The following is a 25,505-nucleotide window of genomic DNA, read 5'->3' on the forward strand; positions in this document are numbered from 1 at the left end:
ATCGAGACCGAGAGAAGACTGAGCCACTATGGCTACCACTTCGCTTGACCTGGCCAGGGTCCGCAACATCGGGATCATGGCCCACATCGACGCGGGCAAGACGACCACCACCGAGCGGATCCTGTTCTACACCGGTGTTTCGTACAAGATCGGTGAAGTCCACGACGGCGCTGCCACGATGGACTGGATGGAGCAGGAGCAGGAGCGCGGCATCACGATCACGTCTGCCGCGACGACCTGCCACTGGCCGCTGGACAACGTCGACAACACCATCAACATCATCGACACCCCGGGCCACGTCGACTTCACCGTCGAGGTGGAGCGCTCGCTGCGCGTGCTCGACGGTGCGGTGACGGTGTTCGACGGCGTCGCCGGTGTCGAGCCCCAGTCGGAGACCGTCTGGCGCCAGGCGGACCGCTACGGCGTCCCGCGGATCTGCTTCGTCAACAAGCTGGACCGCACCGGTGCCGAGTTCCACCGCTGCGTCGACATGATCACGGACCGCCTGGGCGCGACCCCGATCGTGATGCAGCTGCCGATCGGCACCGAGGCCGACTTCAAGGGTGTCGTCGACCTCGTCAAGATGAAGGCGCTGGTCTGGTCGGCCGAGGCCGCCAAGGGCGAGATGTACGACACCGTCGACATCCCGGACACGCACATCGAGGCCGCCGACGAATGGCGCGGCAAGCTCCTCGAGGCCGTGGCCGAGAACGACGAAGAGATCATGGAGCTCTACCTGGAGGGCCAGGAGCCCACCGAGGAGCAGCTCTACGCGGCGATCCGCCGGATCACCATCGCCTCCGGCAAGGCCGACGTGACCACCGTCACCCCGGTGTTCTGCGGCACCGCGTTCAAGAACAAGGGCGTGCAGCCCCTGCTCGACGCGGTCGTGCGCTACCTCCCCTCCCCGCTGGACGTCGAGGCCATCGAGGGCCACGCGGTCGGCAACCCGGAGGAGGTCGTCAAGCGCAAGCCGTCCGAGGACGAGCCGCTGGCCGCCCTGGCGTTCAAGATCGCGAGCGACCCCCACCTGGGCAAGCTCACCTTCATCCGGGTGTACTCGGGCCGCCTCGAGGCCGGCACGCAGGTGCAGAACTCGGTGAAGGGCAAGAAGGAGCGCATCGGCAAGATCTACCGGATGCACGCGAACAAGCGTGAGGAGATCGACTCGGTGGGTGCCGGCGACATCGTCGCCGTCATGGGTCTGAAGCAGACCACCACCGGCGAGACCCTCTGCGACGCGGGCTCCCCGGTGATCCTGGAGTCGATGGAGTTCCCGGCCCCGGTCATCCAGGTCGCCATCGAGCCCAAGTCCAAGGGCGACCAGGAGAAGCTGGGTGTCGCCATCCAGCGCCTCGCCGAAGAGGACCCCTCGTTCCAGGTGCACACCGACGAGGAGACCGGCCAGACCATCATCGCGGGTATGGGCGAGCTGCACCTCGACGTGCTGGTCGACCGTATGAAGCGCGAGTTCCGGGTCGAGGCCAACGTCGGCAAGCCGCAGGTCGCCTACCGCGAGACCCTGCGCAAGCCGGTCGAGCGCCTGGACTACACGCACAAGAAGCAGACTGGTGGTTCCGGCCAGTTCGCGAAGGTGCAGATCGCCCTGGAGCCGCTCGAGGGCGACGGGTACGAGTTCGAGAACAAGGTCACCGGTGGCCGCATCCCGCGGGAGTACATCCCGTCCGTGGACGCCGGCTGCCAGGAGGCGATGGAGTTCGGCGTGCTCGCCGGCTACCCGCTGACCGGTGTCAAGGTCACGCTTCTCGACGGTGCCTTCCACGAGGTCGACTCGTCGGAAATGGCCTTCAAGATCGCCGGTTCGATGGCCTTCAAGGAGGCCGCCCGCAAGGCCAGCCCGGCCCTGCTCGAGCCGATGATGAAGGTCGAGGTCACCACGCCCGAGGACTACATGGGCGACGTGATCGGCGACATCAACTCCCGCCGTGGGCAGATCCAGTCCATGGAGGACCGCGCCGGCGCCAAGCTCGTCACGGGCCTGGTTCCGCTCTCGGAGATGTTCGGCTACGTCGGAGACCTCCGCAGCAAGACGTCGGGTCGCGCGAGCTACTCGATGCAGTTCGACTCCTACGCCGAGGTTCCGAAGAACGTCGCCGAGGAGATCATCGCCAAGGCCAAGGGCGAGTAACTCACGCCGCGAGTTCACGCTCTAGGCTTGACTCCGGAGCCTGTCGGGGCATTCCACCGCAACAGTGGCGGAATGCCCCCGGGCCCGGGCTATCCAGCAAAGATCACCTGGCGCCGATGAGTAAGGCGTACAGAACCACTCCACAGGAGGACCCCAGTGGCGAAGGCGAAGTTCGAGCGGACTAAGCCGCACGTCAACATCGGCACCATCGGTCACATCGACCACGGTAAGACGACCCTCACGGCCGCCATTACCAAGGTGCTGCACGACGCGTACCCGGACCTGAACGAGGCCTCGGCCTTCGACCAGATCGACAAGGCTCCTGAGGAGCGCCAGCGCGGTATCACCATCTCCATCGCGCACGTCGAGTACCAGACCGAGTCGCGTCACTACGCCCACGTCGACTGCCCCGGTCACGCGGACTACATCAAGAACATGATCACCGGTGCCGCCCAGATGGACGGCGCGATCCTGGTGGTCGCCGCCACCGACGGCCCGATGCCGCAGACCAAGGAGCACGTGCTCCTGGCCCGCCAGGTCGGCGTTCCCTACATCGTCGTCGCCCTGAACAAGGCCGACATGGTGGACGACGAGGAGATCCTGGAGCTCGTCGAGCTCGAGGTCCGTGAGCTCCTCTCCGAGTACGAGTTCCCGGGCGACGACGTTCCGGTCGTCAAGGTCTCCGCTCTGAAGGCCCTGGAGGGCGACAAGGAGTGGGGCCAGACCGTCCTCGACCTGATGAAGGCCGTCGACGAGAACATCCCGCAGCCGGAGCGCGACGTCGACAAGCCGTTCCTGATGCCGATCGAGGACGTCTTCACGATCACCGGTCGTGGCACCGTCGTCACCGGTCGTATCGAGCGCGGTGTCCTCAAGGTCAACGAGCAGGTCGACATCATCGGCATCAAGACCGAGAAGACCTCCACCACGGTCACCGGCATCGAGATGTTCCGCAAGCTGCTCGACGAGGGCCAGGCCGGTGAGAACGTCGGTCTGCTGCTCCGCGGCATCAAGCGCGAGGACGTCGAGCGCGGCCAGGTCATCATCAAGCCGGGCTCGGTCACCCCGCACACCGAGTTCGAGGCGCAGGCCTACATCCTGTCCAAGGACGAGGGTGGCCGCCACACGCCGTTCTTCAACAACTACCGTCCGCAGTTCTACTTCCGTACCACGGACGTGACGGGCGTTGTGACCCTCCCCGAGGGCACCGAGATGGTCATGCCGGGCGACAACACCGAGATGTCGGTCCAGCTGATCCAGCCGGTCGCCATGGAGGAGGGCCTGAAGTTCGCCATCCGTGAGGGTGGCCGGACCGTCGGCGCCGGCCAGGTCACCAAGATCAACAAGTAAGTTGATCCGGTTGACCCGGTAGCTCCCCGGAGCATCCAGGAGGCCCCGCTCACCGTCAGGTGGGCGGGGCTTCTTGACAGTTGGGGCTCGATTGGCCTTGGGCATCCCGGGTATGGCACACTGTCCAGGTTGCTCGGTTGAGTGCCGATGCTGCGCGCCTCCCGCCGGGAGGACCGGAAGCGAGTCCCAGGTATTCGTCGCCTCTTCTCAGGGGCGGAAGTACGGGAATCTTCCGGGAAGCGTCAGCGGGGTGCCTCGGCCAGGCGCCCGGTGGGTGGTCTTCCCCCACGCTCTCCTCCTCGAGGGATCTTCTCTGCGGAGATTTACGAGAAGGAGCGCGACACGCCCGACCGCGTGGGTCGGAGAAGATGCAGTGACCTCACCGGGTCCCAGAGCGTTACGAGAGACAGGACTACGAAGTAGCCATGGCGGGACAGAAGATCCGCATCCGGCTCAAGGCCTACGACCACGAGGTCATCGACTCCTCGGCGAAGAAGATCGTCGAGACGGTGACCCGTACTGGCGCGTCGGTCGCGGGCCCGGTGCCGCTGCCCACTGAGAAGAACGTGTACTGCGTCATCAAGTCGCCGCACAAGTACAAGGACTCGCGCGAGCACTTCGAGATGCGCACGCACAAGCGCCTGATCGACATCCTCGACCCGACGCCCAAGACCGTTGACTCGCTGATGCGCCTGGACCTTCCGGCCGGCGTCGACATCGAGATCAAGCTCTGAGAGGCGCGGAAGAGATGGCTAAGCAGATCAAGGGGCTCCTGGGCGAGAAGCTCGGCATGACCCAGGTCTGGGACGAGAACAACCGTGTCGTCCCGGTCACCGTGGTGAAGGCCGGTCCCTGCGTCGTTACCCAGGTGCGCACCAATGACCAGGACGGCTACGACTCCGTCCAGATCGCCTTCGGCGAGATCGACCCGCGCAAGGTGAACAAGCCCCTCAAGGGCCACTTCGCGAAGGCCGACGTCACCCCCCGCCGCCACCTCGTCGAGGTCCGTACCGCCGACGCGAGCGAGTACACCCTCGGCCAGGAGCTCAGCGCCGACGTCTTCGAGGCGGGCGTGAAGGTGGACGTGACCGGCAAGAGCAAGGGCAAGGGCTTCGCCGGTGTCATGAAGCGTCACGGCTTCGGCGGTGGCAAGGCTTCGCACGGTGCCCACCGCGTGCACCGCAAGCCGGGCTCCATCGGTGGCTGCGCCACCCCGGGCCGCGTGTTCAAGGGCATGCGGATGGCCGGCCGTATGGGCAATGAGCGGGTCACCACCCAGAACCTGACCGTCCACGCCGTTGACGCGGAGAAGGGTCTGCTGCTCATCAAGGGCGCAGTTCCTGGTCCGAACGGCGGCCTCGTCCTGGTCCGTACCGCGGCCAAGGGGGCCTGAGGTAACCGATGAGCACCATTGACATCCTTTCGCCGGCAGGCGACAAGGCCGGGACCGTCGAGCTCCCCGAGGAGATCTTCGACGCGAAGGTCAGCGTTCCGCTGATCCACCAGGTCGTCGTCGCGCAGCTGGCCGCTGCCCGTCAGGGCACGCACAAGACCAAGACCCGCGGCGAGGTCCGCGGCGGTGGCAAGAAGCCGTACCGCCAGAAGGGCACCGGCCGCGCGCGCCAGGGTTCGACCCGTGCGCCGCAGTTCGCCGGCGGTGGCGTCGTCCACGGCCCCGTGCCGCGTGACTACAGCCAGCGGACCCCGAAGAAGATGAAGGCCGCCGCGCTGCGCGGTGCGCTGACCGACCGGGCCCGCCACAGCCGCATCCACGTCGTCACCGACGTGGTCGACGGCGCGGTGTCCACGAAGGCCGCCAAGGGTCTGTTCGGCAAGATCTCGGAGCGCAAGAACGTGCTCCTGGTCGCCGAGCGCTCCGACGAGGCCGCGTGGCTCTCCGCCCGCAACCTGCCCCAGGTTCACATCCTGGAGCCGGGCCAGCTGAACACGTACGACGTGCTCGTCTCCGACGACGTGGTCTTCACCAAGGCCGCCTTCGAGTCCTTCGTGTCTGGCCCCAAGGCCACCGTTGAGACCGAAGGGAGCGACGCCTGATGACTGAGGCCGTCGTCACCAGCAAGACCTTCACGGACCCCCGCGACGTCCTCGTCAAGCCGGTGGTCTCGGAGAAGAGCTACGCGCTGCTGGACGAGAACAAGTACACGTTCATCGTCGACCCGCGTGCCAACAAGACCCAGATCAAGCAGGCCGTCGAGGCGGTCTTCTCGGTCAAGGTCACCGGGGTCAACACGATCAACCGGCAGGGCAAGCGCAAGCGCACCCGCACCGGTTTCGGTAAGCGCGCCAACACCAAGCGCGCCATCGTGACCCTCGCCGAGGGCGACCGTATCGACATCTTCGGCGGTCCGACCGCCTGACGGCGGTCTGGATCGTCCGAAATCGGACGAGGACTGAGAAATGGGTATCCGCAAGTACAAGCCGACGACCCCGGGCCGTCGTGGCTCCAGCGTCGCCGACTTTGTCGAGATCACGCGGTCCACGCCGGAGAAGTCGCTGGTCCGCCCGCTGCACAGCAAGGGCGGCCGTAACAACGCCGGTCGTGTGACCGTTCGCCACCAGGGCGGTGGCCACAAGCGCGCCTACCGCGTGATCGACTTCCGTCGTCACGACAAGGACGGCGTGCCGGCCAAGGTCGCGCACATCGAGTACGACCCGAACCGCACCGCGCGCATCGCGCTGCTGCACTACGCAGACGGCGAGAAGCGCTACATCATCGCCCCGCGCGGCCTCCAGCAGGGTGACCGGATCGAGAACGGCGCTGGCGCCGACATCAAGCCGGGCAACAACCTGCCGCTGCGCAACATCCCGGTCGGTACGACCATCCACGCCATCGAGCTGCGGCCCGGCGGCGGCGCGAAGTTCGCCCGTTCCGCGGGTGCCTCCGTGCAGCTGCTGGCGCGGGAGGGCTCCATGGCCCACCTGCGTATGCCGTCCGGTGAGATCCGCCTGGTCGACGTCCGCTGCCGCGCCACCGTCGGCGAGGTCGGCAACGCCGAGCAGTCGAACATCAACTGGGGCAAGGCCGGCCGTATGCGCTGGAAGGGCGTCCGCCCGACCGTGCGTGGTGTCGTGATGAACCCGGTTGACCACCCGCACGGTGGTGGTGAGGGCAAGACCTCCGGTGGTCGCCACCCGGTCTCGCCCTGGGGCAAGAAGGAGGGTCGTACTCGCTCGCCGAAGAAGGCCAGCAACAAGTACATCGTCCGCCGCCGCAAGACGAACAAGAAGCGCTAGGAGCGGGTTTAGATGCCGCGCAGTCTCAAGAAGGGGCCCTTCGTCGACGACCACCTCGCCAAGAAGGTGGACACGCAGAACGAAGCCGGCACCAAGAACGTCATCAAGACCTGGTCCCGCCGCTCGATGATCGTCCCGGCCATGCTCGGCCACACGATCGCGGTGCACGACGGCCGCAAGCACGTCCCGGTGTTCGTCACCGAGTCGATGGTCGGCCACAAGCTCGGCGAGTTTGCGCCGACCCGCACCTTCCGCGGCCACGAGAAGGACGACCGCAAGTCGCGTCGTCGCTGATCGACCGGAGTGCGAAGACTATGACTGACACCGAAGGGACAACCATGGAAGCCAGGGCCCAGGCGCGGTACATCCGCGTCACGCCCATGAAGGCCCGCCGCGTGGTGGACCTTATCCGTGGCATGGATGCCACGGAGGCTCAGGCGGTCCTGCGTTTCGCCCCGCAGGCCGCGAGCGTGCCCGTGGGCAAGGTGCTGGACAGCGCCATTGCCAATGCCGCGCACAACTACGACCACCCGGACGCCTCCACGCTGTACGTCAGCGAGGCGTACGTGGACGAGGGCCCGACCCTGAAGCGGTTCCGTCCGCGTGCCCAGGGCCGTGCCTACCGGATCCGCAAGCGGACCAGCCACATCACCGTGGTCGTCAGCAGCAAGGAAGGAACCCGGTAATGGGCCAGAAGGTAAACCCGCACGGGTTCCGGCTCGGCGTCACGACGGACTTCAAGTCCCGCTGGTACGCCGACAAGCTGTACAAGGACTACGTCAAGGAAGACGTCGCCATTCGTCGCATGATGACGAAGGGCATGGAGCGCGCCGGTATCTCCAAGGTGGAGATCGAGCGCACCCGTGAGCGCGTCCGCGTTGACATCCACACCGCTCGCCCGGGCATCGTCATCGGCCGCCGCGGCGCCGAGGCCGACCGCATCCGCGGTGAGCTGGAGAAGCTGACCGGCAAGCAGGTCCAGCTGAACATCCTCGAGGTCAAGAACCCCGAGACCGATGCGCAGCTCGTCGCCCAGGCCGTCGCCGAGCAGCTGTCCTCCCGCGTCTCCTTCCGTCGCGCCATGCGCAAGAGCATGCAGTCGACGATGAAGGCCGGCGCCAAGGGCATCAAGATCCAGTGCGGTGGCCGTCTCGGCGGCGCCGAGATGTCCCGCTCGGAGTTCTACCGCGAGGGCCGTGTGCCCCTGCACACGCTCCGCGCGAACGTCGACTACGGCTTCTTCGAGGCCAAGACCACCTTCGGCCGCATCGGCGTGAAGGTCTGGATCTACAAGGGCGACGTCAAGAACATCGCCGAGGTGCGTGCCGAGAACGCCGCCGCCCGTGCGGGCAACCGCCCGGCCCGCGGTGGCAACGAGCGCCCGCGCCGCGGTGGCGAGCGTGGCGGTCGCGGCCGCAAGCCGCAGCAGCAGGCTCCCGCTGCCGAGGCCCCCAAGACGGAGTCGTCGGCGGCTGCTGCCTCTGCACCGGCAGAGAACCCTGGAACGGAGGGCTGACCGACATGCTGATCCCTCGCAGGGTCAAGCACCGCAAGCAGCACCACCCCAAGCGGAACGGTATGGCCAAGGGCGGTACCGAGCTGGCCTTCGGTGAGTACGGCATTCAGGCCGTGACCGCGGCCTACGTGACGAACCGGCAGATCGAGTCCGCTCGTATCGCCATGACCCGTCACATCAAGCGTGGCGGCAAGGTGTGGATCAACATCTACCCGGACCGTCCGCTGACGAAGAAGCCGGCCGAGACCCGCATGGGTTCCGGTAAGGGTTCGCCGGAGTGGTGGATCGCGAACGTCAAGCCCGGTCGGGTGATGTTCGAGCTGTCTTTCCCGAACGAAAAGGTTGCCAAGGAGGCGCTGACCCGCGCCGCCCACAAGCTTCCGATGAAGTGCCGCATCGTGCGGCGCGAGGCAGGTGAGTCGTGATGGCGGCCGGTACCAAGGCGACCGAGCTGCGCGAGCTGAACAACGAGGACCTCGTTGGCAAGCTGCGTGAGGCCAAGGAGGAGCTGTTCAACCTCCGCTTCCAGGCGGCGACCGGACAGCTCGAGAACCACGGCCGGCTGAAGGCCGTCCGCAAGGACATCGCCCGGATCTACACCCTGATGCGGGAGCGCGAGCTCGGCATCGAGACGGTGGAGAGCGCCTGATGAGCGAGAAGAATGTGACTGAGACGAACGAGCGCGGTTTCCGCAAGACCCGTGAGGGTCTGGTCGTCAGCGACAAGATGGACAAGACCGTCGTCGTCGCCGTCGAGGACCGCGTCAAGCACGCGCTGTACGGCAAGGTCATCCGCCGTACCAACAAGCTCAAGGCGCACGACGAGCAGAACGCTGCGGGCGTCGGCGACCGCGTCCTCCTCATGGAGACCCGGCCGCTGTCCGCGACCAAGCACTGGCGCGTCGTCGAGATCCTCGAGAAGGCCAAGTAATCCCTCCTAGGGGGACCCCCTAGGAACAGTTCCGCCAGGCTCGGCAGGTGTTTCACGTGAAACACCTGCCGGGAACCGGCAGACATTCAGGAGATAGACGTGATCCAGCAGGAGTCGCGACTGCGCGTCGCCGACAACACTGGTGCGAAGGAGATCCTTTGCATCCGTGTTCTCGGTGGTTCCGGTCGCCGCTACGCGGGCATCGGTGACGTCATCGTCGCCACCGTCAAGGACGCGATCCCCGGTGGCAACGTGAAGAAGGGTGACGTCGTCAAGGCCGTCATCGTTCGCACCGTCAAGGAGCGCCGCCGTCCGGACGGCTCGTACATCCGCTTCGACGAGAACGCGGCCGTCATCCTCAAGAACGATGGCGACCCCCGCGGCACCCGCATCTTCGGCCCCGTGGGCCGGGAGCTGCGCGAGAAGAAGTTCATGAAGATCATCTCGCTCGCGCCGGAGGTGCTGTAACCGATGAAGATCAAGAAGGGCGACCTGGTCCAGGTCATCACCGGCAAGGACAAGGGCAAGCAGGGCAAGGTCATCGCGGCCTACCCCCGCGAGGACCGCGTCCTGGTCGAGGGTGTCAACCGGGTCAAGAAGCACACCAAGGCCGGACAGACCGCTCGCGGTGCGCAGACCGGCGGCATTGTGACGACCGAGGCCCCCATCCACGTCAGCAACGTTCAGCTGGTCGTGGAGAAGGACGGCAAGAAGGTCGTCACCCGCGTCGGGTACCGCTTTGACGACGAGGGCAACAAGATCCGCGTTGCCAAGCGGACCGGTGAGGACATCTGATGACTGCCACCACCAACGCGCCGCGCCTCAAGACGCGCTACCGCGAAGAGATCGCCGGGAAGCTGAAGGACGAGTTCTCCTACGAGAACGTCATGCAGATCCCCGGTCTGACCAAGATCGTGGTCAACATGGGTGTGGGCGACGCCGCCCGCGACTCCAAGCTGATCGAGGGCGCCGTGCGCGACCTGGCCACGATCACCGGCCAGAAGCCGGCCGTCACCAAGGCCCGGAAGTCCATCGCGCAGTTCAAGCTGCGTGAGGGTCAGCCGATCGGCGCCCACGTCACCCTCCGCGGTGACCGCATGTGGGAGTTCCTGGACCGCCTGCTGTCGCTGGCGCTGCCGCGCATCCGCGACTTCCGTGGTCTGTCCCCCAAGCAGTTCGACGGTCGGGGCAACTACACCTTCGGTCTCACCGAGCAGGTCATGTTCCACGAGATCGACCAGGACAAGATCGACCGCACCCGGGGTATGGACATCACCGTGGTCACCACGGCGACCAACGACGACGAGGGCCGCGCCCTGCTTCGTCACCTCGGCTTCCCGTTCAAGGAGGCGTGAGCGAGATGGCGAAGAAGGCTCTGATTGCCAAGGCTGCTCGCAAGCCGAAGTTCGGTGTGCGCGCGTACACCCGCTGCCAGCGCTGCGGCCGTCCGCACTCCGTGTACCGCAAGTTCGGCCTGTGCCGCGTGTGCCTTCGTGAGATGGCTCACCGTGGCGAGCTGCCGGGCGTGACCAAGAGCTCCTGGTAAACCCCTAGTTGGGTTTCACCGGAGGCTCTCGGTAAGCAACCGGTCGGCGGGCGCCCAGGCCCCCTTCCCGTACGCTGGAAGGGTTTGGGCGCCCCGCCGCCCCAGACCGACCGCGGGCCCAGCCCGCATAACGTCGCTTACTACGCCGTAGGTCCCCGCGCCGCACCCGTCCCGACCGAGCTCGGGGAGAGGGATGGCGCAGATAGGAAACCCCGGCGAGAGAGGCCGAAGGCCAATTCATGACCATGACTGATCCCATCGCAGACATGCTGACCCGTCTGCGGAACGCGAACTCGGCGTACCACGACACCGTGACGATGCCGCACAGCAAGATCAAGTCGCACATCGCGGAAATCCTCCAGCAGGAGGGTTACATCACGGGCTGGCGCGTCGAGGACGCCGAGGTGGGCAAGAACCTCGTCCTCGACCTCAAGTTCGGCCCGAACCGCGAGCGCTCGATCGCCGGCATCAAGCGGATCTCGAAGCCGGGTCTGCGGGTCTACGCCAAGTCCACCAACCTGCCGAAGGTCCTCGGTGGCCTGGGCGTGGCCATCATCTCCACGTCCCACGGTCTCCTGACCGGCCAGCAGGCGCAGAAGAAGGGCGTGGGTGGGGAAGTCCTCGCCTACGTCTGGTAACAGGGAACGGAGGAAAAGCTAATGTCGCGTATTGGCAAGCTGCCCATCCAGGTTCCCGCTGGTGTGGACGTCACCATCGAGGGCCGCACGGTCAACGTGAAGGGCCCCAAGGGTTCCCTTTCGCACACCGTCGCGGCGCCCATCGAGGTCGCCAAGGGTGAGGACGGCGCCATCGCCGTCTCCCGCCCGAACGACGAGCGGCAGAACAAGGCCCTGCACGGCCTGTCCCGCACGCTGGTGGCGAACATGATCACCGGCGTGACCCAGGGCTACGTGAAGAAGCTCGAGATCAGCGGTGTTGGTTACCGCGTCCAGGCCAAGGGCTCCAACCTGGAGTTCTCCCTGGGCTACAGCCACCCGATCCTGATCGAGGCCCCCGAGGGCATCTCGTTCAAGGTCGAGTCGCCGACGAAGTTCAGCGTCGAGGGCATCGACAAGCAGAAGGTCGGCGAGGTCGCCGCGAACATCCGCAAGCTGCGGAAGCCCGACCCGTACAAGGCCAAGGGCGTCAAGTACGAGGGCGAAGTCATCCGCCGCAAGGTCGGAAAGGCTGGTAAGTAAGCCATGGCATACGGTGTGAAGATCGCTAAGGGCAACGCCTACAAGCGCGCTGCCGCCAAGCGTCGCCACATCCGGATCCGCAAGCGGATTTCGGGTACGCCCGAGCGTCCTCGTCTGGTCGTGACGCGCTCCAACCGCGGCATCTTCGCCCAGGTCATCGACGACATCCAGGGTCACACCCTGGCGTCGGCGTCGACCCTGGACGCGTCGATCCGCGGCGGCGAGGGCGACAAGAGCGCTCAGGCCAAGAAGGTCGGCGCCCTGGTGGCGGAGCGCGCCAAGGCCGCCGGCGTCGAGGCCGTCGTGTTCGACCGCGGTGGCAAGCAGTACGCCGGGCGGATTGCCGCTCTGGCCGACGCCGCCCGCGAAGCCGGGCTGAAGTTCTAAAGCCCCGGTTCCGGAGCTAGCGGACGCAAACGAGAGAGGTAAATCCAATGGCTGGACCCCAGCGCCGCGGGAGCGGTGCCGGTGGCGGCGAGCGGCGGGACCGGAAGGGTCGCGACGGTGGCGCTGCCGCCGAGAAGACCGCGTACGTTGAGCGCGTTGTCGCGATCAACCGCGTCGCCAAGGTTGTCAAGGGTGGTCGTCGTTTCAGCTTCACCGCGCTGGTCGTGGTGGGCGACGGTGACGGCACCGTAGGTGTCGGTTACGGCAAGGCCAAGGAAGTTCCGGCTGCCATCGCCAAGGGCGTGGAAGAGGCCAAGAAGAACTTCTTCAAGGTCCCCCGTATCGCCGGTACCGTTCCGCACCCGATCCAGGGCGAGAAGGCTGCGGGCGTCGTCCTGCTCAAGCCGGCTTCCCCCGGTACCGGTGTGATCGCCGGTGGCCCGGTGCGTGCCGTCCTGGAGTGCGCCGGTATCCACGACGTGCTGAGCAAGTCGCTCGGCTCGTCGAACCCGATCAACATCGTGCACGCCACGGTGGAGGCGCTCAAGGGCCTGCAGCGGCCCGAGGAGATCGCCGCCCGCCGCGGCCTGCCGCTGGAGGACGTGGCTCCCGCCGCTCTGCTGCGGGCGCGTGCCGGGGTGGGTGCGTAATGGCCCGTCTCGAGATCACGCAGGTCAAGTCCCTGATCGGCAGCAAGCAGAACCACCGCGACACCCTGCGTTCGCTCGGTCTGAAGAAGATCAACGACGTGGTTGTCAAGGAGGACCGTCCCGAGTACCGCGGCATGGTGCACACCGTCCGCCACCTCGTGTCGGTCAAGGAGGTCGACTGACATGGCGGAGAGCAACCCGCTGAAGGTCCACAACCTCCGGCCCGCCCCTGGCGCCAAGACCGCCAAGACCCGTGTCGGTCGTGGTGAGGCGTCCAAGGGTAAGACCGCTGGTCGTGGTACCAAGGGCACCAAGGCCCGTTACCAGGTTCCGGAGCGCTTCGAGGGTGGGCAGATGCCCCTCCACATGCGCCTCCCGAAGCTGAAGGGCTTCAAGAACCCCGCCCACAAGCAGTTCCAGGTCGTGAACCTGGACCGGCTGGCCGCGCTCTACCCGCAGGGTGGCGAGGTCACGGTGGCCGACCTGGTCGCCAAGGGTGCGGTGCGCAAGAACGAGCTCGTCAAGGTCCTGGGCCAGGGCGAGATCTCCGTGGCGCTCCAGGTGACGGTGGACTCCGTCTCCGGCTCCGCCAAGGAGAAGATTGCCGCTGCCGGCGGCAGCGTCACCGAACTCCTCTGAGTTCGTTGGTTCAACTGACCGGGGATGCCCACTGTTTGGGGCATCCCCGGTTGGTCGTTCCACGGGGGTACGGTCGCCGGTAAGGTGGCCTGCACTGTTTGATTTGTCCGGGGTCCGCCCCGGCACCCGCCGTGCGGGCGAACCCCGCGCGGTACAGCCGCTACGTATTCGTCGATCCTCAAGACCGTCACCTCCTGGCCTTATGAGGCGGGAGGCGCAGGAGGCACCGTGCTCACCGCGTTCGCCCGAGCGTTCAAGACGCCCGACCTGCGCAAGAAGCTGCTGTTCACGTTGGGCATCATCGTGCTCTACCGGATCGGAGCGCACGTCCCGGTCCCAGGGGTGAACTACGCGAACGTCGAGACCTGCATGAAGCAGGCTGGCGGCAACAGCGGGTTGTTCGCCCTGGTGAACATGTTCAGCGGTGGAGCGCTGCTGCAGATCACGATCTTCGCGCTGGGGATCATGCCGTACATCACGGCGAGCATCATCCTCCAGCTGCTGACCGTGGTGATCCCCCGGCTGGAGGCCCTCAAGAAGGAGGGCCAGACCGGCCAGGCGAAGATCACCCAGTACACCCGCTACCTGACCGTGGCGCTCGCCGTCCTCCAGGGCACCGGCCTGGTGGCCACCGCCCGCAGCGGCGCCCTCTTCCAGAGCTGCCCGGTCGCCAGCCAGATCGTTCCCAGCGACTCGATCTTCACCACCATCACGATGGTGATCACGATGACCGCGGGCACCTGCCTGATCATGTGGCTCGGTGAGCTGGTCACCGACCGCGGTATCGGCAACGGCATGTCGATCCTGATGTTCATCTCGATCGCCGCCGGCTTCCCGGGCGCGCTGTGGCAGATCAAGCTGACCGGCAAGCTCGCCGACGGCTGGATCGAGTTCTTCTCGGTGATCGCGGTGGGCCTGGCGATGGTCGCGCTGGTGGTCTTCGTCGAGCAGGCGCAGCGGCGCATCCCGGTGCAGTACGCGAAGCGGATGATCGGGCGCCGGTCCTACGGCGGTACGTCCACCTACATCCCGCTCAAGGTGAACCAGGCAGGTGTGATTCCTGTCATCTTCGCGTCGTCGCTGCTCTACATTCCCGCGCTGATCGCTCAGTTCAGCGGGTCGAAGGCGGCCTGGGCGACCTGGATCGCCACCAACTTCACCAAGGGAAATCACCCCGTTTACATCGTTACGTACTTCTTGCTGATCGTTTTCTTCGCCTTCTTCTACGTGGCCATCAGCTTCAACCCCGAAGAAGTTGCCGACAACATGAAGAAGTATGGTGGCTTCATCCCGGGCATCCGGGCTGGTCGCCCGACGGCCGAGTACCTCAGCTACGTGCTCAACCGGATCACGTGGCCGGGCTCGCTGTACCTGGGGCTGATCGCGCTCGTACCAACAGTGGCGTTGGTGCTGTTCAACGCGAACCAGAACTTCCCGTTCGGCGGGACGAGCATCCTGATCATCGTGGGTGTGGGTCTGGAGACCGTGAAGCAGATCGAGAGCCAGCTTCAGCAGCGCAACTACGAAGGGTTCCTCCGCTGATGCGAATCGTCCTCGTCGGACCCCCGGGGGCCGGTAAGGGTACGCAGGCCGCGTACCTCGCCAAGAACCTCGCGATCCCGCACATCTCCACGGGGGACCTGTTCCGGGCCAACATCTCCCAGGGCACGCCCCTGGGTGTCGAGGCCAAGTCCTACATGGACGCCGGCAACCTCGTGCCCGACTCGGTCACCATCGGGATGGCCGAGGACCGCATGGAGCAGGCCGACGCGGCGGACGGCTTCCTGCTGGACGGCTTCCCGCGCAACCTCGGCCAGGCCGAGGCGCTCGACGCCTACCTGGAGCGCAAGGGGCTGACGCTGGACGCCGTCCTGGACCTGGAGGTCCCGGAGGACGAGGTCGTCAAGCGGATCGCCGGCCGGCGGATCTGCCGGAAGGACTCCAGCCACGTCTTCCACGTCGAGTACAACAAGCCGGCGGCCGAGGGTGTCTGCGACGCCTGCGGCGGCGAGCTGTACCAGCGGGAGGACGACCGCGAGGAGACCGTCCGCAAGCGGCTGGAGGTCTACCACTCGGAGACCGAGCCGATCATCGACTACTACAAGGCCCAGGACCTGGTCGTGACGATCCCGGCCCTCGGCAAGGTCGCGGAGGTCACCCAGCGGGCGATGCACGCCCTGGGTCGCGGCGAGTAAGCAGCAGCACGGTACGGCCGCGGTGTCCCCGAGGGGCGCCGCGGCCGTAGTGTTGGTCCAGCGGGAAATACCCGGGACGAGAGTGAAGGCGGAAGGCACCGGCATGCTGGAGATCAAGAACCCCGCGCAGATCGCGAAGATGCGCGAGGCGGGGCTGGTGGTCGCCGCCATCCACGCGGCCACCCGGGAGGCCGCGGTGCCCGGCGCCACCACCCAGGACCTGGACGAGGTCGCGCGCAAGGTCCTCGCCGAGCACGGCGCCAAGTCGAACTTCCTCGGTTACGGCGGCTTCCCCGCCACCATCTGCACCTCGGTGAACGACGTGGTCGTGCACGGCATCCCGTCCGCCGACACGGTGCTCCAGGACGGCGACATCATCTCCATCGACTGCGGCGCGATCATCGACGGCTGGCACGGGGACGCCGCGTACACCGCCTTCGTCGGCTCCGGTCACGCGCCGGAGCTGGTGGAGCTGAGCCGGGTCACCGAGGAGTCGATGTGGGCCGGCATCGCCGCGGTGGCCAAGGGCAACCGGCTGGTGGACATCTCCAAGGCCATCGAGGGCTACATCCGCCGCCAGCCGCGGCCGTCCAGCGGCAAGTACGGCATCGTCGAGGACTACGGCGGCCACGGCATCGGCTCGCAGATGCACATGGACCCGCACCTGCTGAACTACGTCGACCGCAAGCGGGGCCGCGGCCCGAAGCTGGTCCCCGGCTTCTGCATCGCGATCGAGCCGATGGTCAACCTCGGCACCGCCAAGACCCACGTGCTCGACGACGACTGGACGGTCAAGACCAACGACGGCAGCTGGTCCTCGCACTGGGAGCACTCGGTCGCGCTGACCGAGGACGGTCCGCTGGTGCTCACCGCGCCGGACGGCGGCAAGGCCAAGCTGGCGAGCCTCGGGATCACCGCCGCGCCGGATCCCCTGGCCTGATGTCCGGCCCGCGGCGTAACGATCTCCGCGGGTGGGCAATAACCCTGGATTCGTCTTTTCTCAGGCACTGACGTAGACTGACGCGTCGGCTCTCGTGCATCCGTGTGCCCGCACATCGGGTGCCGGCCGTGCACATGAGTCGATCAAGGTAGCCGATCCGAAAGGCGAAGCGTGGCCAAGAAGCAAGGTGCCATCGAGATCGAGGGCACCGTGATCGAGTCTCTGCCGAACGCGATGTTCAAGGTGGAGCTCCAGAACGGTCACAAGGTCCTCGCGCACATCAGCGGCAAGATGCGGATGCACTACATCCGTATCCTCCCGGATGACCGGGTCGTCGTGGAGCTCTCTCCCTACGACCTGACGCGTGGCCGTATCGTCTACCGCTACAAGTAGATCTTGCCGGCGCCCCGCTCCCGTGGGGCAGCGGCACTGACCCGGAGAACCTCACATCCCATGAAGGTCAAGCCGAGCGTCAAGAAGATCTGCGACAAGTGCAAGGTGATCCGCCGCCACGGCCGGGTCATGGTCATCTGCGACAACCTGCGCCACAAGCAGCGCCAGGGCTGACGCACGCCGACCTCCTGCACTCCCGCAGATCGCGCGACGCAAGCACAACACGTACATACGCAGTCACCCGACCCCCGCGCCGCGCGCGAGGGACGACACCCCCGGCTCGGAGGCCGGGGACCCGGCTCGTAACGCTGCACACGCTGCAGAGTCTTACGGGAACGGTGCTGCGGAAGACCTCCGAATAGCCATCAGGAGCCACATCAATGGCACGCCTCGCAGGCGTTGACCTCCCGCGCGACAAGCGCGTGGTGGTCGGCCTCACCTACGTCTTCGGTATCGGGCGGACGCTCTCGGAGCAGACCCTCGCGGCCACCGGCGTGAACCCGGACACCCGGGTCCGCGACCTGACCGAGGAAGACCTGGTCAAGATCCGCGAGTACGTGGACAACAACCTCAAGACCGAGGGTGACCTCCGTCGCGAGATCCAGGCCGACATCCGCCGCAAGGTCGAGATCGGCTGCTACCAGGGTCTGCGTCACCGCCGCGGTCTGCCGGTGCACGGCCAGCGCACCAGCACGAACGCCCGTACCCGCAAGGGTCCGCGTCGCGCGATCGCCGGCAAGAAGAAGCCGGGCAAGAAGTAGTCCTCAGCAGGACCACGCAAGCGGTCTTCGCTGTAGGACCGACCACCTCCACGGGAGAATTGAATGCCTCCGAAGGGCCGTACGGCCGGCGCCAAGAAGGTGCGCCGCAAGGAGAAGAAGAACGTCGCCCACGGGCACGCTCACATCAAGAGCACGTTCAACAACACGATCGTCTCGATCACCGACCCGACCGGGAACGTGATCTCCTGGGCCTCCGCCGGCCACGTCGGCTTCAAGGGCTCGCGCAAGTCCACCCCCTTCGCCGCGCAGATGGCCGCCGAGTCGGCCGCCCGCCGCGCGCAGGAGCACGGCATGCGCAAGGTCGACGTCTTCGTGAAGGGCCCGGGCTCGGGCCGCGAGACGGCCATCCGTTCGCTCCAGGCGACCGGTCTCGAGGTCGGCTCGATCCAGGACGTCACCCCCACCCCGCACAACGGATGCCGCCCGCCCAAGCGTCGCCGCGTCTGACCCACTGAAGTAGGAGACAACTAGACAATGGCGCGTTACACCGGGGCCGACTGCAAGCGTTGCCGTCGGGAGAAGCAGAAGCTCTTCCTCAAGGGGAGCAAGTGCGAGAGCGCGAAGTGCCCGATCGAGATCCGTCCTTACCCCCCGGGTGAGCACGGTCGCGGGCGCACCAAGGACAGCGAGTACCTGCTCCAGCTTCGTGAGAAGCAGAAGTGCAGCCGCATCTACGGTGTCCTTGAGAAGCAGTTCGTGAACTACTACAAGGAAGCGAACCAGAAGACCGGCAAGACCGGTGAGAACCTTCTGCGCATCCTTGAGACCCGCCTCGACAACGTGGTCTACCGGGCCGGCTTCGCCAAGTCCCGCGACCACGCCCGTCAGCTGGTGCGTCACGGACACATCCAGGTCAACGGCCGCAAGACCGACATCCCGTCGGCGCGGGTGGCCGTGAACGACATCATCGAGGTCCGCTCGGGCTCCAAGAACCTGACCCCCTTCCAGGTGGCGCAGGCGGAGGCCGGCGAGAAGACCGTTCCGGCCTGGCTGGAGGCGATGCCCTCGCAGCTGCGGATCCTCGTGCACAGCCTGCCCGAGCGCCAGGTGATCGACACCCAGGTGCAGGAGCAGCTGATCGTCGAGCTCTACTCGAAGTAAGAGCTGACCGGTAGGGGCGGTACGGAGCCGATGGCGCCGTACCGCCCGTACCCTTGTCAGTACAGCGGACGTCAAATAGCGGGCGTCCACGACTGAAGGAACGAACACCATGCTGATCGCTCAGCGCCCCTCCCTGACCGAAGAGGTCGTCGACGAGTACCGCTCGCGGTTCGTGATCGAGCCGCTGGAGCCGGGCTTCGGCTACACCCTCGGCAACTCCCTCCGCCGGACCCTGCTCTCCTCGATCCCGGGTGCGGCGGTCACGTCCATCCGCATCGACGGCGTGCTGCACGAGTTCACCACCGTGCCCGGCGTCAAGGAGGACGTCACCGACCTGATCCTCAACATCAAGCAGCTGGTCGTCTCCTCGGAGCACGACGAGCCGGTCGTGATGTACCTGCGCAAGCAGGGCCCGGGTCTGGTCACCGCCGCCGACATCGCCCCGCCGGCCGGTGTCGAGGTGCACAACCCCGACCTGGTCCTGGCCACGCTGAACGGCAAGGGCAAGCTGGAGATGGAGCTGACCGTCGAGCGCGGTCGCGGCTACGTCTCCGCGGTGCAGAACAAGCAGGTCGGCCAGGAGATCGGCCGGATCCCGGTCGACTCGATCTACTCGCCGGTGCTCAAGGTCACCTACAAGGTCGAGGCGACCCGTGTCGAGCAGCGCACCGACTTCGACAAGCTGATCGTCGACGTCGAGACCAAGCAGGCCATGCGCCCGCGCGACGCCATGGCGTCGGCCGGCAAGACCCTGGTCGAGCTGTTCGGTCTGGCCCGCGAGCTGAACATCGACGCCGAGGGCATCGACATGGGCCCGTCCCCGACGGACGCCGCCCTCGCCGCCGACCTGGCGCTGCCGATCGAGGAGCTGGAGCTCACCGTCCGCTCCTACAACTGCCTCAAGCGCGAGGGCATCCACTCCGTGGGTGAGCTCGTGGCGCGCTCCGAGGCGGACCTGCTCGACATCCGCAACTTCGGTGCGAAGTCGATCGACGAGGTCAAGGCGAAGCTGGCCGGTATGGGCCTGGCGCTGAAGGACTCGCCCCCCGGGTTCGACCCGACCGCTGCCGCGGACGCCTTCGGCGCGGACGACGACGCCGACCAGGGCTTCGTGGAGACCGAGCAGTACTGAGCCGTCCGGCACGGCGGGGCGGCCGGGTTCTTCCGGCCGCCCCGCCGTGCGGGCGCAGTGGGACTTCCGCGGGGCGGCCGCCTCGCGGGAACTGACACCGGTACCTGATACGGCCGGTGCAGCGATGAAGGAGATACACCATGCCGAAGCCCACCAAGGGCGCCCGTCTGGGCGGCAGCGCGGCGCACGAGAAGGCGCTCCTGCGCAACCTGGCGACCAACCTCTTCGAGCACGGCCGCATCACGACGACCGAGGCCAAGGCCCGTCGTCTGCGTCCGTTCGCGGAGCGCCTGGTGACCAAGGCGAAGAAGGGCGACCTTCACAACCGCCGCCAGGTCATGGAGCTGATCACGAACAAGAGCGTCGTGCACACGCTCTTCACCGAGATCGCGCCGCGGTTCGCGGAGCGTCCGGGTGGCTACACCCGTATCACCAAGATCGGCAACCGCCGCGGTGACAACGCCCCCATGGCCGTCATCGAGCTGGTCGAGGGCGAGATCGCCAAGAAGGCGACCGTCGCCGAGGCCGAGGCCGCGACCAAGCGCGCGGTGAAGGAGGCCGACGAGGCCGCCAAGGCCGAGGAGACCACCGAGGCCAAGGGCGAGGACGCCTGAGTCCCGGTTTCCGCGTGAGCGGGCCCGTCCCCTGCGGGGGGCGGGCCCGCTTTCGTGTGCGGCGGGCCTGAGAGGATTGCTGGTGTGAGTGACGAAGTGGAGCCCGGGTTCGTCCGGGTGCGGCTGGACCTGTCGTACGACGGCACGGAGTTCTCCGGGTGGGCCAGGCAGCGCGAACGGCGCACGGTCCAGGGGGAGTTGGAGGACGCCATCCGGACCGTGACGCGGTCCGGCGAGACCTGGGAGCTCACCGTCGCCGGGCGCACCGACGCCGGGGTGCACGCGCGCGGCCAGGTGGCGCACGTGGACCTGCCGGCGGGGTTGTGGGCCGAGCACGGCGACAAGCTGCTGCGGCGGCTGGCCGGGCGGCTGCCCAAGGACGTGCGGGTGTGGCGGGTCGGCGAGGCGCCGTACGGCTTCAACGCGCGGTTCTCGGCGATCTGGCGGCGGTACGCGTACCGGGTGACCGACCGGCGCGGCGGTGTCGATCCGCTGCTGCGCGGACACGTGCTGTGGCACGACTGGGACCTGGACGTGGCGGCGATGAACGCGGCGTCGCGGCCGCTGCTGGGCGAGCACGACTTCGCGGCGTACTGCAAGCGGCGGGACGGGGCGACGACCATCCGCACGCTCCAGGAGCTGAGCTGGGAGCGCGGCGCGGACGGGATCGTCACGGCGACGGTCCGGGCGGACGCGTTCTGCCACAACATGGTGCGGTCGCTGGTCGGCGCGCTGCTGTTCGTGGGCGACGGGCACCGGCCGGTGGACTGGCCGGGGAAGGTGCTGGCCGCCGGGGTGCGGGACTCCGCGGTGCACGTGGTGCGGCCGCACGGGCTGACGCTGGAGGAGGTCGGCTACCCGGCCGACGAGCTGCTGATGGCGCGGAACCGCGAGGCGCGCAACAGGCGGACGCTGCCGGCCGGCGGCGGCTGCTGCTGACCGGGCGGGCCCGGCGCCGCGGGCGGGCGGCGCCGGGGCGGGTCAGGAGGTCAGGCCGGCCTTGCGCCGGGCTTCCCGGAGCTGCTGGGCGGCGGCCGCGGCGGCCTGGTCCTTGCCGCGCTGGCTGATCTGGCTGAAGGCGTAGCCGCCGCCGTCCCGGCCGATCTGCTGGGCCGCGGTCGCGGTCGCGGTGACGTCCTTGCCGCTGGTGAAGCCGGCGATGGTGAAGTACGCGTAGCGGCCGGTGGCGTTCGTGGTCATCAGGCACTTGCTGCCCTGGCAGAAGTCCGCGGGGACGCCGCCGCCGGCCAGCGGCTTGAGGTTGGGCTTGCCCTCGTTCATCACCGCGGCGGCCTGGGCGGGGGAGTCGAAGACGGCGACGCCGATGGTGACCGCGACCCCGTCCTTGGCGTAGGTGGCGCGCAGCAGCTTCCGGCAGCCGTTGTGGGTGAGCGAGGAGACCAGGGGGCCCTGGGCGGCGGCGGTGCAGTCGGCGCTGGCGTCGGTGGCGGTCCGCGGGTAGCTGTGCTCGCCGACGACCATGGTCGGCTGCGGGAAGAGGGTGGCCGGGGTGAGCGGCGCGGTGTCCTTCTTGGGGTCGGAGATGTAGTCCTGCGGGTTGGGCGGCGGCGGGACCGAGACGTCGGGGAAGGACGGCTTGTCGTCCGGTACGGCGGTGGAGCCGGAGGCGGAGGGCCGGGCGGTGGGGTTGCCGCCGGGTGAGCCGCTGCTGATCACCGCGGCGGCGACGATGCCGGCGACCGCGAGGGCGGCGACCGCGCCGCCGCCGATCATCAGCCAGCGCTTGCGGCGGGCGCGCGCCTCGCTCTCGTCGGCGAGCGCCTCCCAGTCCGGAGTGGATCCCCCGGGGCCCTCGAACGGCCCCCCTTGCCCAAAGCTCATGCCGGGCATCCTAATGTGCCGATCCGCCGCTGTGGCGGGCGGAGCGGGTCCCGTTCCGGGCCGTTCCGGGCGCCGGCGAAGGGGGCGGGCCGCACGCGTGTCCGGGTCGCGTTTTGACCCGTACGGGGTCGGGTCAGTATCCTGCGAGTTCGTTATGCGTATGGGCTTGCTCTATCTCACGTGAGGGGCCTTACGCCGGCTTCCGGGCAGCTGACCAGTGGCGGACGAACGGGTTGCGTCACCCGTGGTGCCGTCTCACTGTGTGAGCAGCCCCGGTGCCAGTACAGGACCCTTCCCCGCGGTCCGCACGGATCCGGGGATACCCCAACTCACGAAGCGAAGGCTAAGACGTGCGTACGTACAGCCCCAAGCCCGGCGATGTTCAGCGCCAGTGGCACATCATTGACGCGCAGGACGTGGTTCTGGGCCGTCTGGCCAGCCAGGCCGCGTCCCTCCTGCGGGGTAAGCACAAGCCGGTTTACGCCCCTCACGTTGACACCGGTGACTTCGTCATCATCATCAACGCCGACAAGGTGCACCTCTCCGGCAACAAGCGCACCCAGAAGATGGCGTACCGCCACTCCGGCTACCCGGGCGGTCTGCGCTCGGTCCGTTACGACGAGCTGCTGGAGAAGAACCCCGAGAAGGCCGTCGAGAAGGCCGTCAAGGGCATGCTTCCCAAGAACACCCTCGGCCGTCAGATGCTCTCGAAGCTGAAGGTCTACGCGGGCGCCGAGCACCCGCACGCTGCTCAGCAGCCGGTCCCGTTCGAGATCACCCAGGTCGCGCAGTAAGTCCGGCCACCCCAAGACGACAGAGAATCTGAGGAAGCATCGTGGCTGAGACCACCCCCGAGATCCCGCTGGACGAGGTCGAGCAGTACACCACCGAGTCGGAGACCGTGGAGACGGAGTACACCTCCGAGTCCCTCGCCTCCCGCTTCGGCGAGCCGCAGCCGGCCGCCGGCCTGGGCCGCCGCAAGAACGCCATCGCGCGCGTCCGGATCGTCCCGGGCACCGGCCAGTGGAAGATCAACGGCCGCACCCTTGAGGGCTACTTCCCGAACAAGGTGCACCAGCAGGAAGTCAACGAGCCCTTCAAGGTGCTCGAGCTGGAGAACCGCTACGACGTCATCGCCCGCATCGCCGGCGGCGGCATCTCCGGCCAGGCCGGCGCGCTGCGCCTGGGCGTGGCCCGTGCGCTGAACGAGGCGGACGTGGACAACAACCGCCCCGCCCTGAAGAAGGCCGGGTTCCTCAAGCGCGACGACCGTGCGGTCGAGCGCAAGAAGGCCGGTCTGAAGAAGGCCCGCAAGGCTCCGCAGTACAGCAAGCGCTAATCGCTGCCTGCTTGTACGTCACGTTCGCCCCGGCGGCACCGCTGTGTGCTGCCGGGGCGTTCTCGTAGGCACCCCGGTGGCGGGCGCCCGGGGCGGCGCCTGGTGGATCGCAATGGAGGACAGCAGTGGGACGACTCTTCGGCACGGACGGTGTGCGCGGTGTCGCCAACGCGGATCTGACGGCGGAGCTGGCGCTCGGCCTCTCGGTCGCGGCGGCGCACGTGCTGGCCGAGGCAGGCACGTTCGAGGGGCACCGGCCGGTGGCCGTGGTCGGACGTGATCCGCGGGCGTCGGGGGAGTTCCTGGAGGCCGCGGTGGTGGCCGGCCTGGCCAGCGCCGGGGTGGACGTGCTGCGGGTGGGCGTGCTGCCGACCCCGGCGGTCGCGTACCTGACCGGCGCGCTCGGCGCGGACCTGGGCGTGATGCTCTCGGCCAGCCACAACCCGATGCCCGACAACGGGATCAAGTTCTTCGCGCGCGGCGGGCACAAGCTCGCCGACGAGCTGGAGGACCGGATCGAGCGGACCTACCGGGCGCACAGCTCCGGTGAGCCGTGGGACCGGCCGACCGGCGCCGGGGTGGGCCGGGTCACCGACTACGACGAGGGCTTCGACAAGTACGTCGCGCACCTGGTCGGGGTGCTGCCCAACCGCCTGGACGGGCTGAAGATCGTCATCGACGGGGCGCACGGCGCGGCGGCCCGGGTGTCGCCGGAGGCGTTCGCGCGGGCCGGGGCCGAGGTCGTCACGATCGGCACCGAGCCGGACGGGCTGAACATCAACGACGCCTGCGGCTCCACCCACCTGGACAAGCTCCGGGCCGCGGTGGTCGAGCACGGCGCCGACCTCGGTGTCGCCCACGACGGGGACGCCGACCGCTGCCTGGCCGTGGACCACGCGGGCAACGAGGTCGACGGCGACCAGATCCTCGCGGTCCTGGCGCTGGGCATGCGGGAGGCCGGGACGCTGCGGCAGAACACCGTCGTGGCCACCGTCATGTCCAACCTCGGCTTCAAGCTCGCCATGGAGCGGGCCGGTATCGCGCTGGTGCAGACCGCGGTCGGCGACCGGTACGTGCTGGAGGAGATGAAGGCGCACGGCTTCGCGCTGGGCGGTGAGCAGTCCGGGCACGTGATCGTGCTGGACCACGCCACCACCGGTGACGGGACGCTGACCGGGCTGATGCTGGCGGCCCGGGTCGCCGCGACCGGGCGGCCGCTGGCCGAGCTGGCCGGGGTGATGGAGCGGCTGCCGCAGATCCTCATCAACGTGCCGGACGTGGACAAGTCGCGGGTGGCCACCTCCCCGGAGCTGGCCGCGGCGGTCGGCGAGGCGGAGCGGGAGCTGGGCGCCACCGGGCGGGTGCTGCTGCGGCCGTCCGGGACCGAGCCGCTGGTGCGGGTGATGGTCGAGGCGGCCGACATCGAGCAGGCGCGGGCGGTGGCCGAGCGGCTGGCCGACGCGGTCAAGACGGCACTGGGCTGACGGCGGCGGATTCCGCCCGTGCGCGCGGCGGGCCCCCCGCGGAGCCCGGGCCCCCCCCCCGG

Annotated in this window: 38 protein-coding genes; 37 read left to right on the forward strand and 1 reads right to left on the reverse strand. The window is 67.7% G+C overall.

The genetic code is table 11. From position 1 onward, the window contains the following. Positions 1-28: 28 nt before the first annotated feature. From fusA to truA, 34 genes are all read left to right on the forward strand, one after another. Entirely contained in the window at positions 29-2,149 is a 2,121-nt protein-coding gene (gene fusA, locus MUU72_RS11450; RefSeq protein WP_248013078.1) for an elongation factor G, read from the forward strand. 156 nt (positions 2,150-2,305) lie between these two features. Then, positions 2,306-3,499, forward strand: a complete 1,194-nt coding sequence (gene tuf / locus MUU72_RS11455) for an elongation factor Tu (RefSeq protein WP_248013079.1) — start codon at positions 2,306-2,308, stop codon at positions 3,497-3,499. A 425-nt stretch (positions 3,500-3,924) separates the two neighbouring features. Further along, positions 3,925-4,233, forward strand: a complete 309-nt coding sequence (gene rpsJ / locus MUU72_RS11460) for a 30S ribosomal protein S10 (RefSeq protein ID WP_003948644.1) — start codon at positions 3,925-3,927, stop codon at positions 4,231-4,233. A gap of 14 nt (positions 4,234-4,247) precedes the next feature. Further along, positions 4,248-4,892, forward strand: a complete 645-nt coding sequence (rplC, locus tag MUU72_RS11465; protein WP_018538758.1) for a 50S ribosomal protein L3 — start codon at positions 4,248-4,250, stop codon at positions 4,890-4,892. An 8-nt stretch (positions 4,893-4,900) separates the two neighbouring features. Next, positions 4,901-5,554: a 50S ribosomal protein L4 gene (gene rplD / locus MUU72_RS11470; protein WP_248013080.1), complete on the forward strand. Its 654-nt coding sequence runs from the start codon at positions 4,901-4,903 to the stop codon at positions 5,552-5,554. Beyond that, the gene (rplW, locus tag MUU72_RS11475) at positions 5,554-5,877 is read left to right on the forward strand and encodes a 50S ribosomal protein L23 (protein WP_248013081.1); all 324 of its coding nucleotides are present in this window, start codon (positions 5,554-5,556) and stop codon (positions 5,875-5,877) included. The genes rplD and rplW overlap by 1 nt, the downstream gene beginning before the upstream one ends. A 40-nt stretch (positions 5,878-5,917) precedes the next feature. Then, positions 5,918-6,754, forward strand: a complete 837-nt coding sequence (gene rplB, locus MUU72_RS11480) for a 50S ribosomal protein L2 (RefSeq protein WP_016571056.1) — start codon at positions 5,918-5,920, stop codon at positions 6,752-6,754. A gap of 12 nt (positions 6,755-6,766) precedes the next feature. Beyond that, positions 6,767-7,048 carry a 30S ribosomal protein S19 gene (gene rpsS, locus MUU72_RS11485; protein WP_043264896.1) on the forward strand — a complete coding sequence of 94 codons (282 nt, stop codon included), beginning with the start codon at positions 6,767-6,769 and terminating at the stop codon, positions 7,046-7,048. Between the two features lie 44 nt (positions 7,049-7,092). Next, positions 7,093-7,440: a 50S ribosomal protein L22 gene (gene rplV, locus MUU72_RS11490; protein WP_248013107.1), complete on the forward strand. Its 348-nt coding sequence runs from the start codon at positions 7,093-7,095 to the stop codon at positions 7,438-7,440. Continuing rightward, positions 7,440-8,270 carry a 30S ribosomal protein S3 gene (gene rpsC, locus MUU72_RS11495; RefSeq protein WP_248013082.1) on the forward strand — a complete coding sequence of 277 codons (831 nt, stop codon included), beginning with the start codon at positions 7,440-7,442 and terminating at the stop codon, positions 8,268-8,270. The genes rplV and rpsC overlap by 1 nt, the downstream gene beginning before the upstream one ends. 5 nt (positions 8,271-8,275) lie before the next feature. Further along, entirely contained in the window at positions 8,276-8,695 is a 420-nt protein-coding gene (gene rplP / locus MUU72_RS11500; protein WP_016571059.1) for a 50S ribosomal protein L16, read from the forward strand. Further along, a complete protein-coding gene (gene rpmC, locus MUU72_RS11505; protein WP_004571830.1) occupies positions 8,695-8,919 on the forward strand; it encodes a 50S ribosomal protein L29 in 225 nt (74 codons plus the stop codon). Before rplP ends, rpmC begins: the two co-directional genes overlap by 1 nt. Further along, positions 8,919-9,200: a 30S ribosomal protein S17 gene (gene rpsQ / locus MUU72_RS11510; RefSeq protein WP_248013083.1), complete on the forward strand. Its 282-nt coding sequence runs from the start codon at positions 8,919-8,921 to the stop codon at positions 9,198-9,200. The genes rpmC and rpsQ overlap by 1 nt, the downstream gene beginning before the upstream one ends. A 99-nt stretch (positions 9,201-9,299) precedes the next feature. Continuing rightward, positions 9,300-9,668, forward strand: coding sequence for a 50S ribosomal protein L14 (gene rplN, locus MUU72_RS11515; protein ID WP_003998823.1), 369 nt, complete (start codon positions 9,300-9,302; stop codon positions 9,666-9,668). 3 nt (positions 9,669-9,671) lie between these two features. Then, positions 9,672-9,995, forward strand: coding sequence for a 50S ribosomal protein L24 (gene rplX / locus MUU72_RS11520; protein ID WP_018538752.1), 324 nt, complete (start codon positions 9,672-9,674; stop codon positions 9,993-9,995). Continuing rightward, on the forward strand, positions 9,995-10,555 hold the full coding sequence (gene rplE / locus MUU72_RS11525) for a 50S ribosomal protein L5 (protein ID WP_066980871.1): 561 nt from the start codon (positions 9,995-9,997) through the stop codon (positions 10,553-10,555). Before rplX ends, rplE begins: the two co-directional genes overlap by 1 nt. Positions 10,556-10,560: 5 nt before the next feature. Then, on the forward strand, positions 10,561-10,746 hold the full coding sequence (locus MUU72_RS11530) for a type Z 30S ribosomal protein S14 (protein WP_003956452.1): 186 nt from the start codon (positions 10,561-10,563) through the stop codon (positions 10,744-10,746). A 239-nt stretch (positions 10,747-10,985) separates the two neighbouring features. Beyond that, the gene (gene rpsH / locus MUU72_RS11535; protein ID WP_248013084.1) at positions 10,986-11,384 is read left to right on the forward strand and encodes a 30S ribosomal protein S8; all 399 of its coding nucleotides are present in this window, start codon (positions 10,986-10,988) and stop codon (positions 11,382-11,384) included. A 21-nt stretch (positions 11,385-11,405) separates the two neighbouring features. Further along, positions 11,406-11,945, forward strand: a complete 540-nt coding sequence (rplF, locus tag MUU72_RS11540) for a 50S ribosomal protein L6 (RefSeq protein ID WP_248013085.1) — start codon at positions 11,406-11,408, stop codon at positions 11,943-11,945. Positions 11,946-11,948: 3 nt separating this feature from the next. After that, on the forward strand, positions 11,949-12,332 hold the full coding sequence (rplR, locus tag MUU72_RS11545; protein ID WP_066980877.1) for a 50S ribosomal protein L18: 384 nt from the start codon (positions 11,949-11,951) through the stop codon (positions 12,330-12,332). A gap of 47 nt (positions 12,333-12,379) precedes the next feature. Continuing rightward, positions 12,380-12,982 (forward strand): 30S ribosomal protein S5, encoded by a 603-nt coding sequence (gene rpsE / locus MUU72_RS11550; RefSeq protein ID WP_248013086.1) that lies wholly within the window; start codon positions 12,380-12,382, stop codon positions 12,980-12,982. Next, positions 12,982-13,164 (forward strand): 50S ribosomal protein L30, encoded by a 183-nt coding sequence (rpmD, locus tag MUU72_RS11555; protein WP_066980880.1) that lies wholly within the window; start codon positions 12,982-12,984, stop codon positions 13,162-13,164. The genes rpsE and rpmD overlap by 1 nt, the downstream gene beginning before the upstream one ends. A 1-nt stretch (position 13,165) precedes the next feature. Beyond that, positions 13,166-13,621 (forward strand): 50S ribosomal protein L15, encoded by a 456-nt coding sequence (rplO, locus tag MUU72_RS11560; protein WP_066980882.1) that lies wholly within the window; start codon positions 13,166-13,168, stop codon positions 13,619-13,621. 228 nt (positions 13,622-13,849) lie between these two features. Then, positions 13,850-15,163 carry a preprotein translocase subunit SecY gene (secY, locus tag MUU72_RS11565; protein WP_248013087.1) on the forward strand — a complete coding sequence of 438 codons (1,314 nt, stop codon included), beginning with the start codon at positions 13,850-13,852 and terminating at the stop codon, positions 15,161-15,163. After that, complete coding sequence (locus MUU72_RS11570) at positions 15,163-15,816, forward strand: adenylate kinase (RefSeq protein ID WP_248013088.1); 654 nt, start codon at positions 15,163-15,165, stop codon at positions 15,814-15,816. The genes secY and MUU72_RS11570 overlap by 1 nt, the downstream gene beginning before the upstream one ends. Positions 15,817-15,919: 103 nt before the next feature. Further along, positions 15,920-16,756, forward strand: a complete 837-nt coding sequence (map, locus tag MUU72_RS11575) for a type I methionyl aminopeptidase (protein ID WP_248013089.1) — start codon at positions 15,920-15,922, stop codon at positions 16,754-16,756. Between the two features lie 171 nt (positions 16,757-16,927). After that, positions 16,928-17,149, forward strand: a complete 222-nt coding sequence (gene infA / locus MUU72_RS11580; protein WP_003956442.1) for a translation initiation factor IF-1 — start codon at positions 16,928-16,930, stop codon at positions 17,147-17,149. Between the two features lie 60 nt (positions 17,150-17,209). Beyond that, positions 17,210-17,323 (forward strand): 50S ribosomal protein L36, encoded by a 114-nt coding sequence (gene rpmJ / locus MUU72_RS11585; protein ID WP_003956441.1) that lies wholly within the window; start codon positions 17,210-17,212, stop codon positions 17,321-17,323. 206 nt (positions 17,324-17,529) lie between these two features. Next, positions 17,530-17,910 (forward strand): 30S ribosomal protein S13, encoded by a 381-nt coding sequence (gene rpsM / locus MUU72_RS11590; protein WP_018538741.1) that lies wholly within the window; start codon positions 17,530-17,532, stop codon positions 17,908-17,910. A gap of 63 nt (positions 17,911-17,973) precedes the next feature. Beyond that, positions 17,974-18,378, forward strand: a complete 405-nt coding sequence (rpsK, locus tag MUU72_RS11595) for a 30S ribosomal protein S11 (protein WP_004571845.1) — start codon at positions 17,974-17,976, stop codon at positions 18,376-18,378. Positions 18,379-18,405: 27 nt separating this feature from the next. Then, positions 18,406-19,032, forward strand: coding sequence for a 30S ribosomal protein S4 (rpsD, locus tag MUU72_RS11600; protein ID WP_248013090.1), 627 nt, complete (start codon positions 18,406-18,408; stop codon positions 19,030-19,032). A gap of 109 nt (positions 19,033-19,141) precedes the next feature. Beyond that, the gene (locus MUU72_RS11605) at positions 19,142-20,164 is read left to right on the forward strand and encodes a DNA-directed RNA polymerase subunit alpha (protein ID WP_066980894.1); all 1,023 of its coding nucleotides are present in this window, start codon (positions 19,142-19,144) and stop codon (positions 20,162-20,164) included. Positions 20,165-20,304: 140 nt separating this feature from the next. Then, a complete protein-coding gene (rplQ, locus tag MUU72_RS11610; RefSeq protein ID WP_248013091.1) occupies positions 20,305-20,778 on the forward strand; it encodes a 50S ribosomal protein L17 in 474 nt (157 codons plus the stop codon). 84 nt (positions 20,779-20,862) lie between these two features. Next, entirely contained in the window at positions 20,863-21,717 is an 855-nt protein-coding gene (gene truA / locus MUU72_RS11615) for a tRNA pseudouridine(38-40) synthase TruA (RefSeq protein WP_248013092.1), read from the forward strand. A 42-nt stretch (positions 21,718-21,759) separates the two neighbouring features. Here the strand turns inward: truA and MUU72_RS11620 are convergent, their stop codons facing one another. Continuing rightward, entirely contained in the window at positions 21,760-22,620 is an 861-nt protein-coding gene (locus MUU72_RS11620; RefSeq protein WP_248013093.1) for a hypothetical protein, read from the reverse strand. Positions 22,621-22,970: 350 nt separating this feature from the next. On the opposite strand from MUU72_RS11620, the gene rplM reads away from it, so the two are divergent. From rplM to glmM, 3 genes are all read left to right on the forward strand, one after another. Next, positions 22,971-23,414, forward strand: a complete 444-nt coding sequence (rplM, locus tag MUU72_RS11625; protein WP_248013094.1) for a 50S ribosomal protein L13 — start codon at positions 22,971-22,973, stop codon at positions 23,412-23,414. Between the two features lie 41 nt (positions 23,415-23,455). Then, positions 23,456-23,959: a 30S ribosomal protein S9 gene (gene rpsI / locus MUU72_RS11630; protein WP_248013095.1), complete on the forward strand. Its 504-nt coding sequence runs from the start codon at positions 23,456-23,458 to the stop codon at positions 23,957-23,959. A 125-nt stretch (positions 23,960-24,084) separates the two neighbouring features. Then, entirely contained in the window at positions 24,085-25,443 is a 1,359-nt protein-coding gene (gene glmM / locus MUU72_RS11635) for a phosphoglucosamine mutase (RefSeq protein ID WP_248013096.1), read from the forward strand. The last annotated feature ends 62 nt before the right edge of the window (positions 25,444-25,505 follow it).

Source organism: Streptomyces rhizoryzae, from assembly GCF_023155275.1.
GTDB lineage: Bacteria > Actinomycetota > Actinomycetes > Streptomycetales > Streptomycetaceae > Streptomyces > Streptomyces rhizoryzae.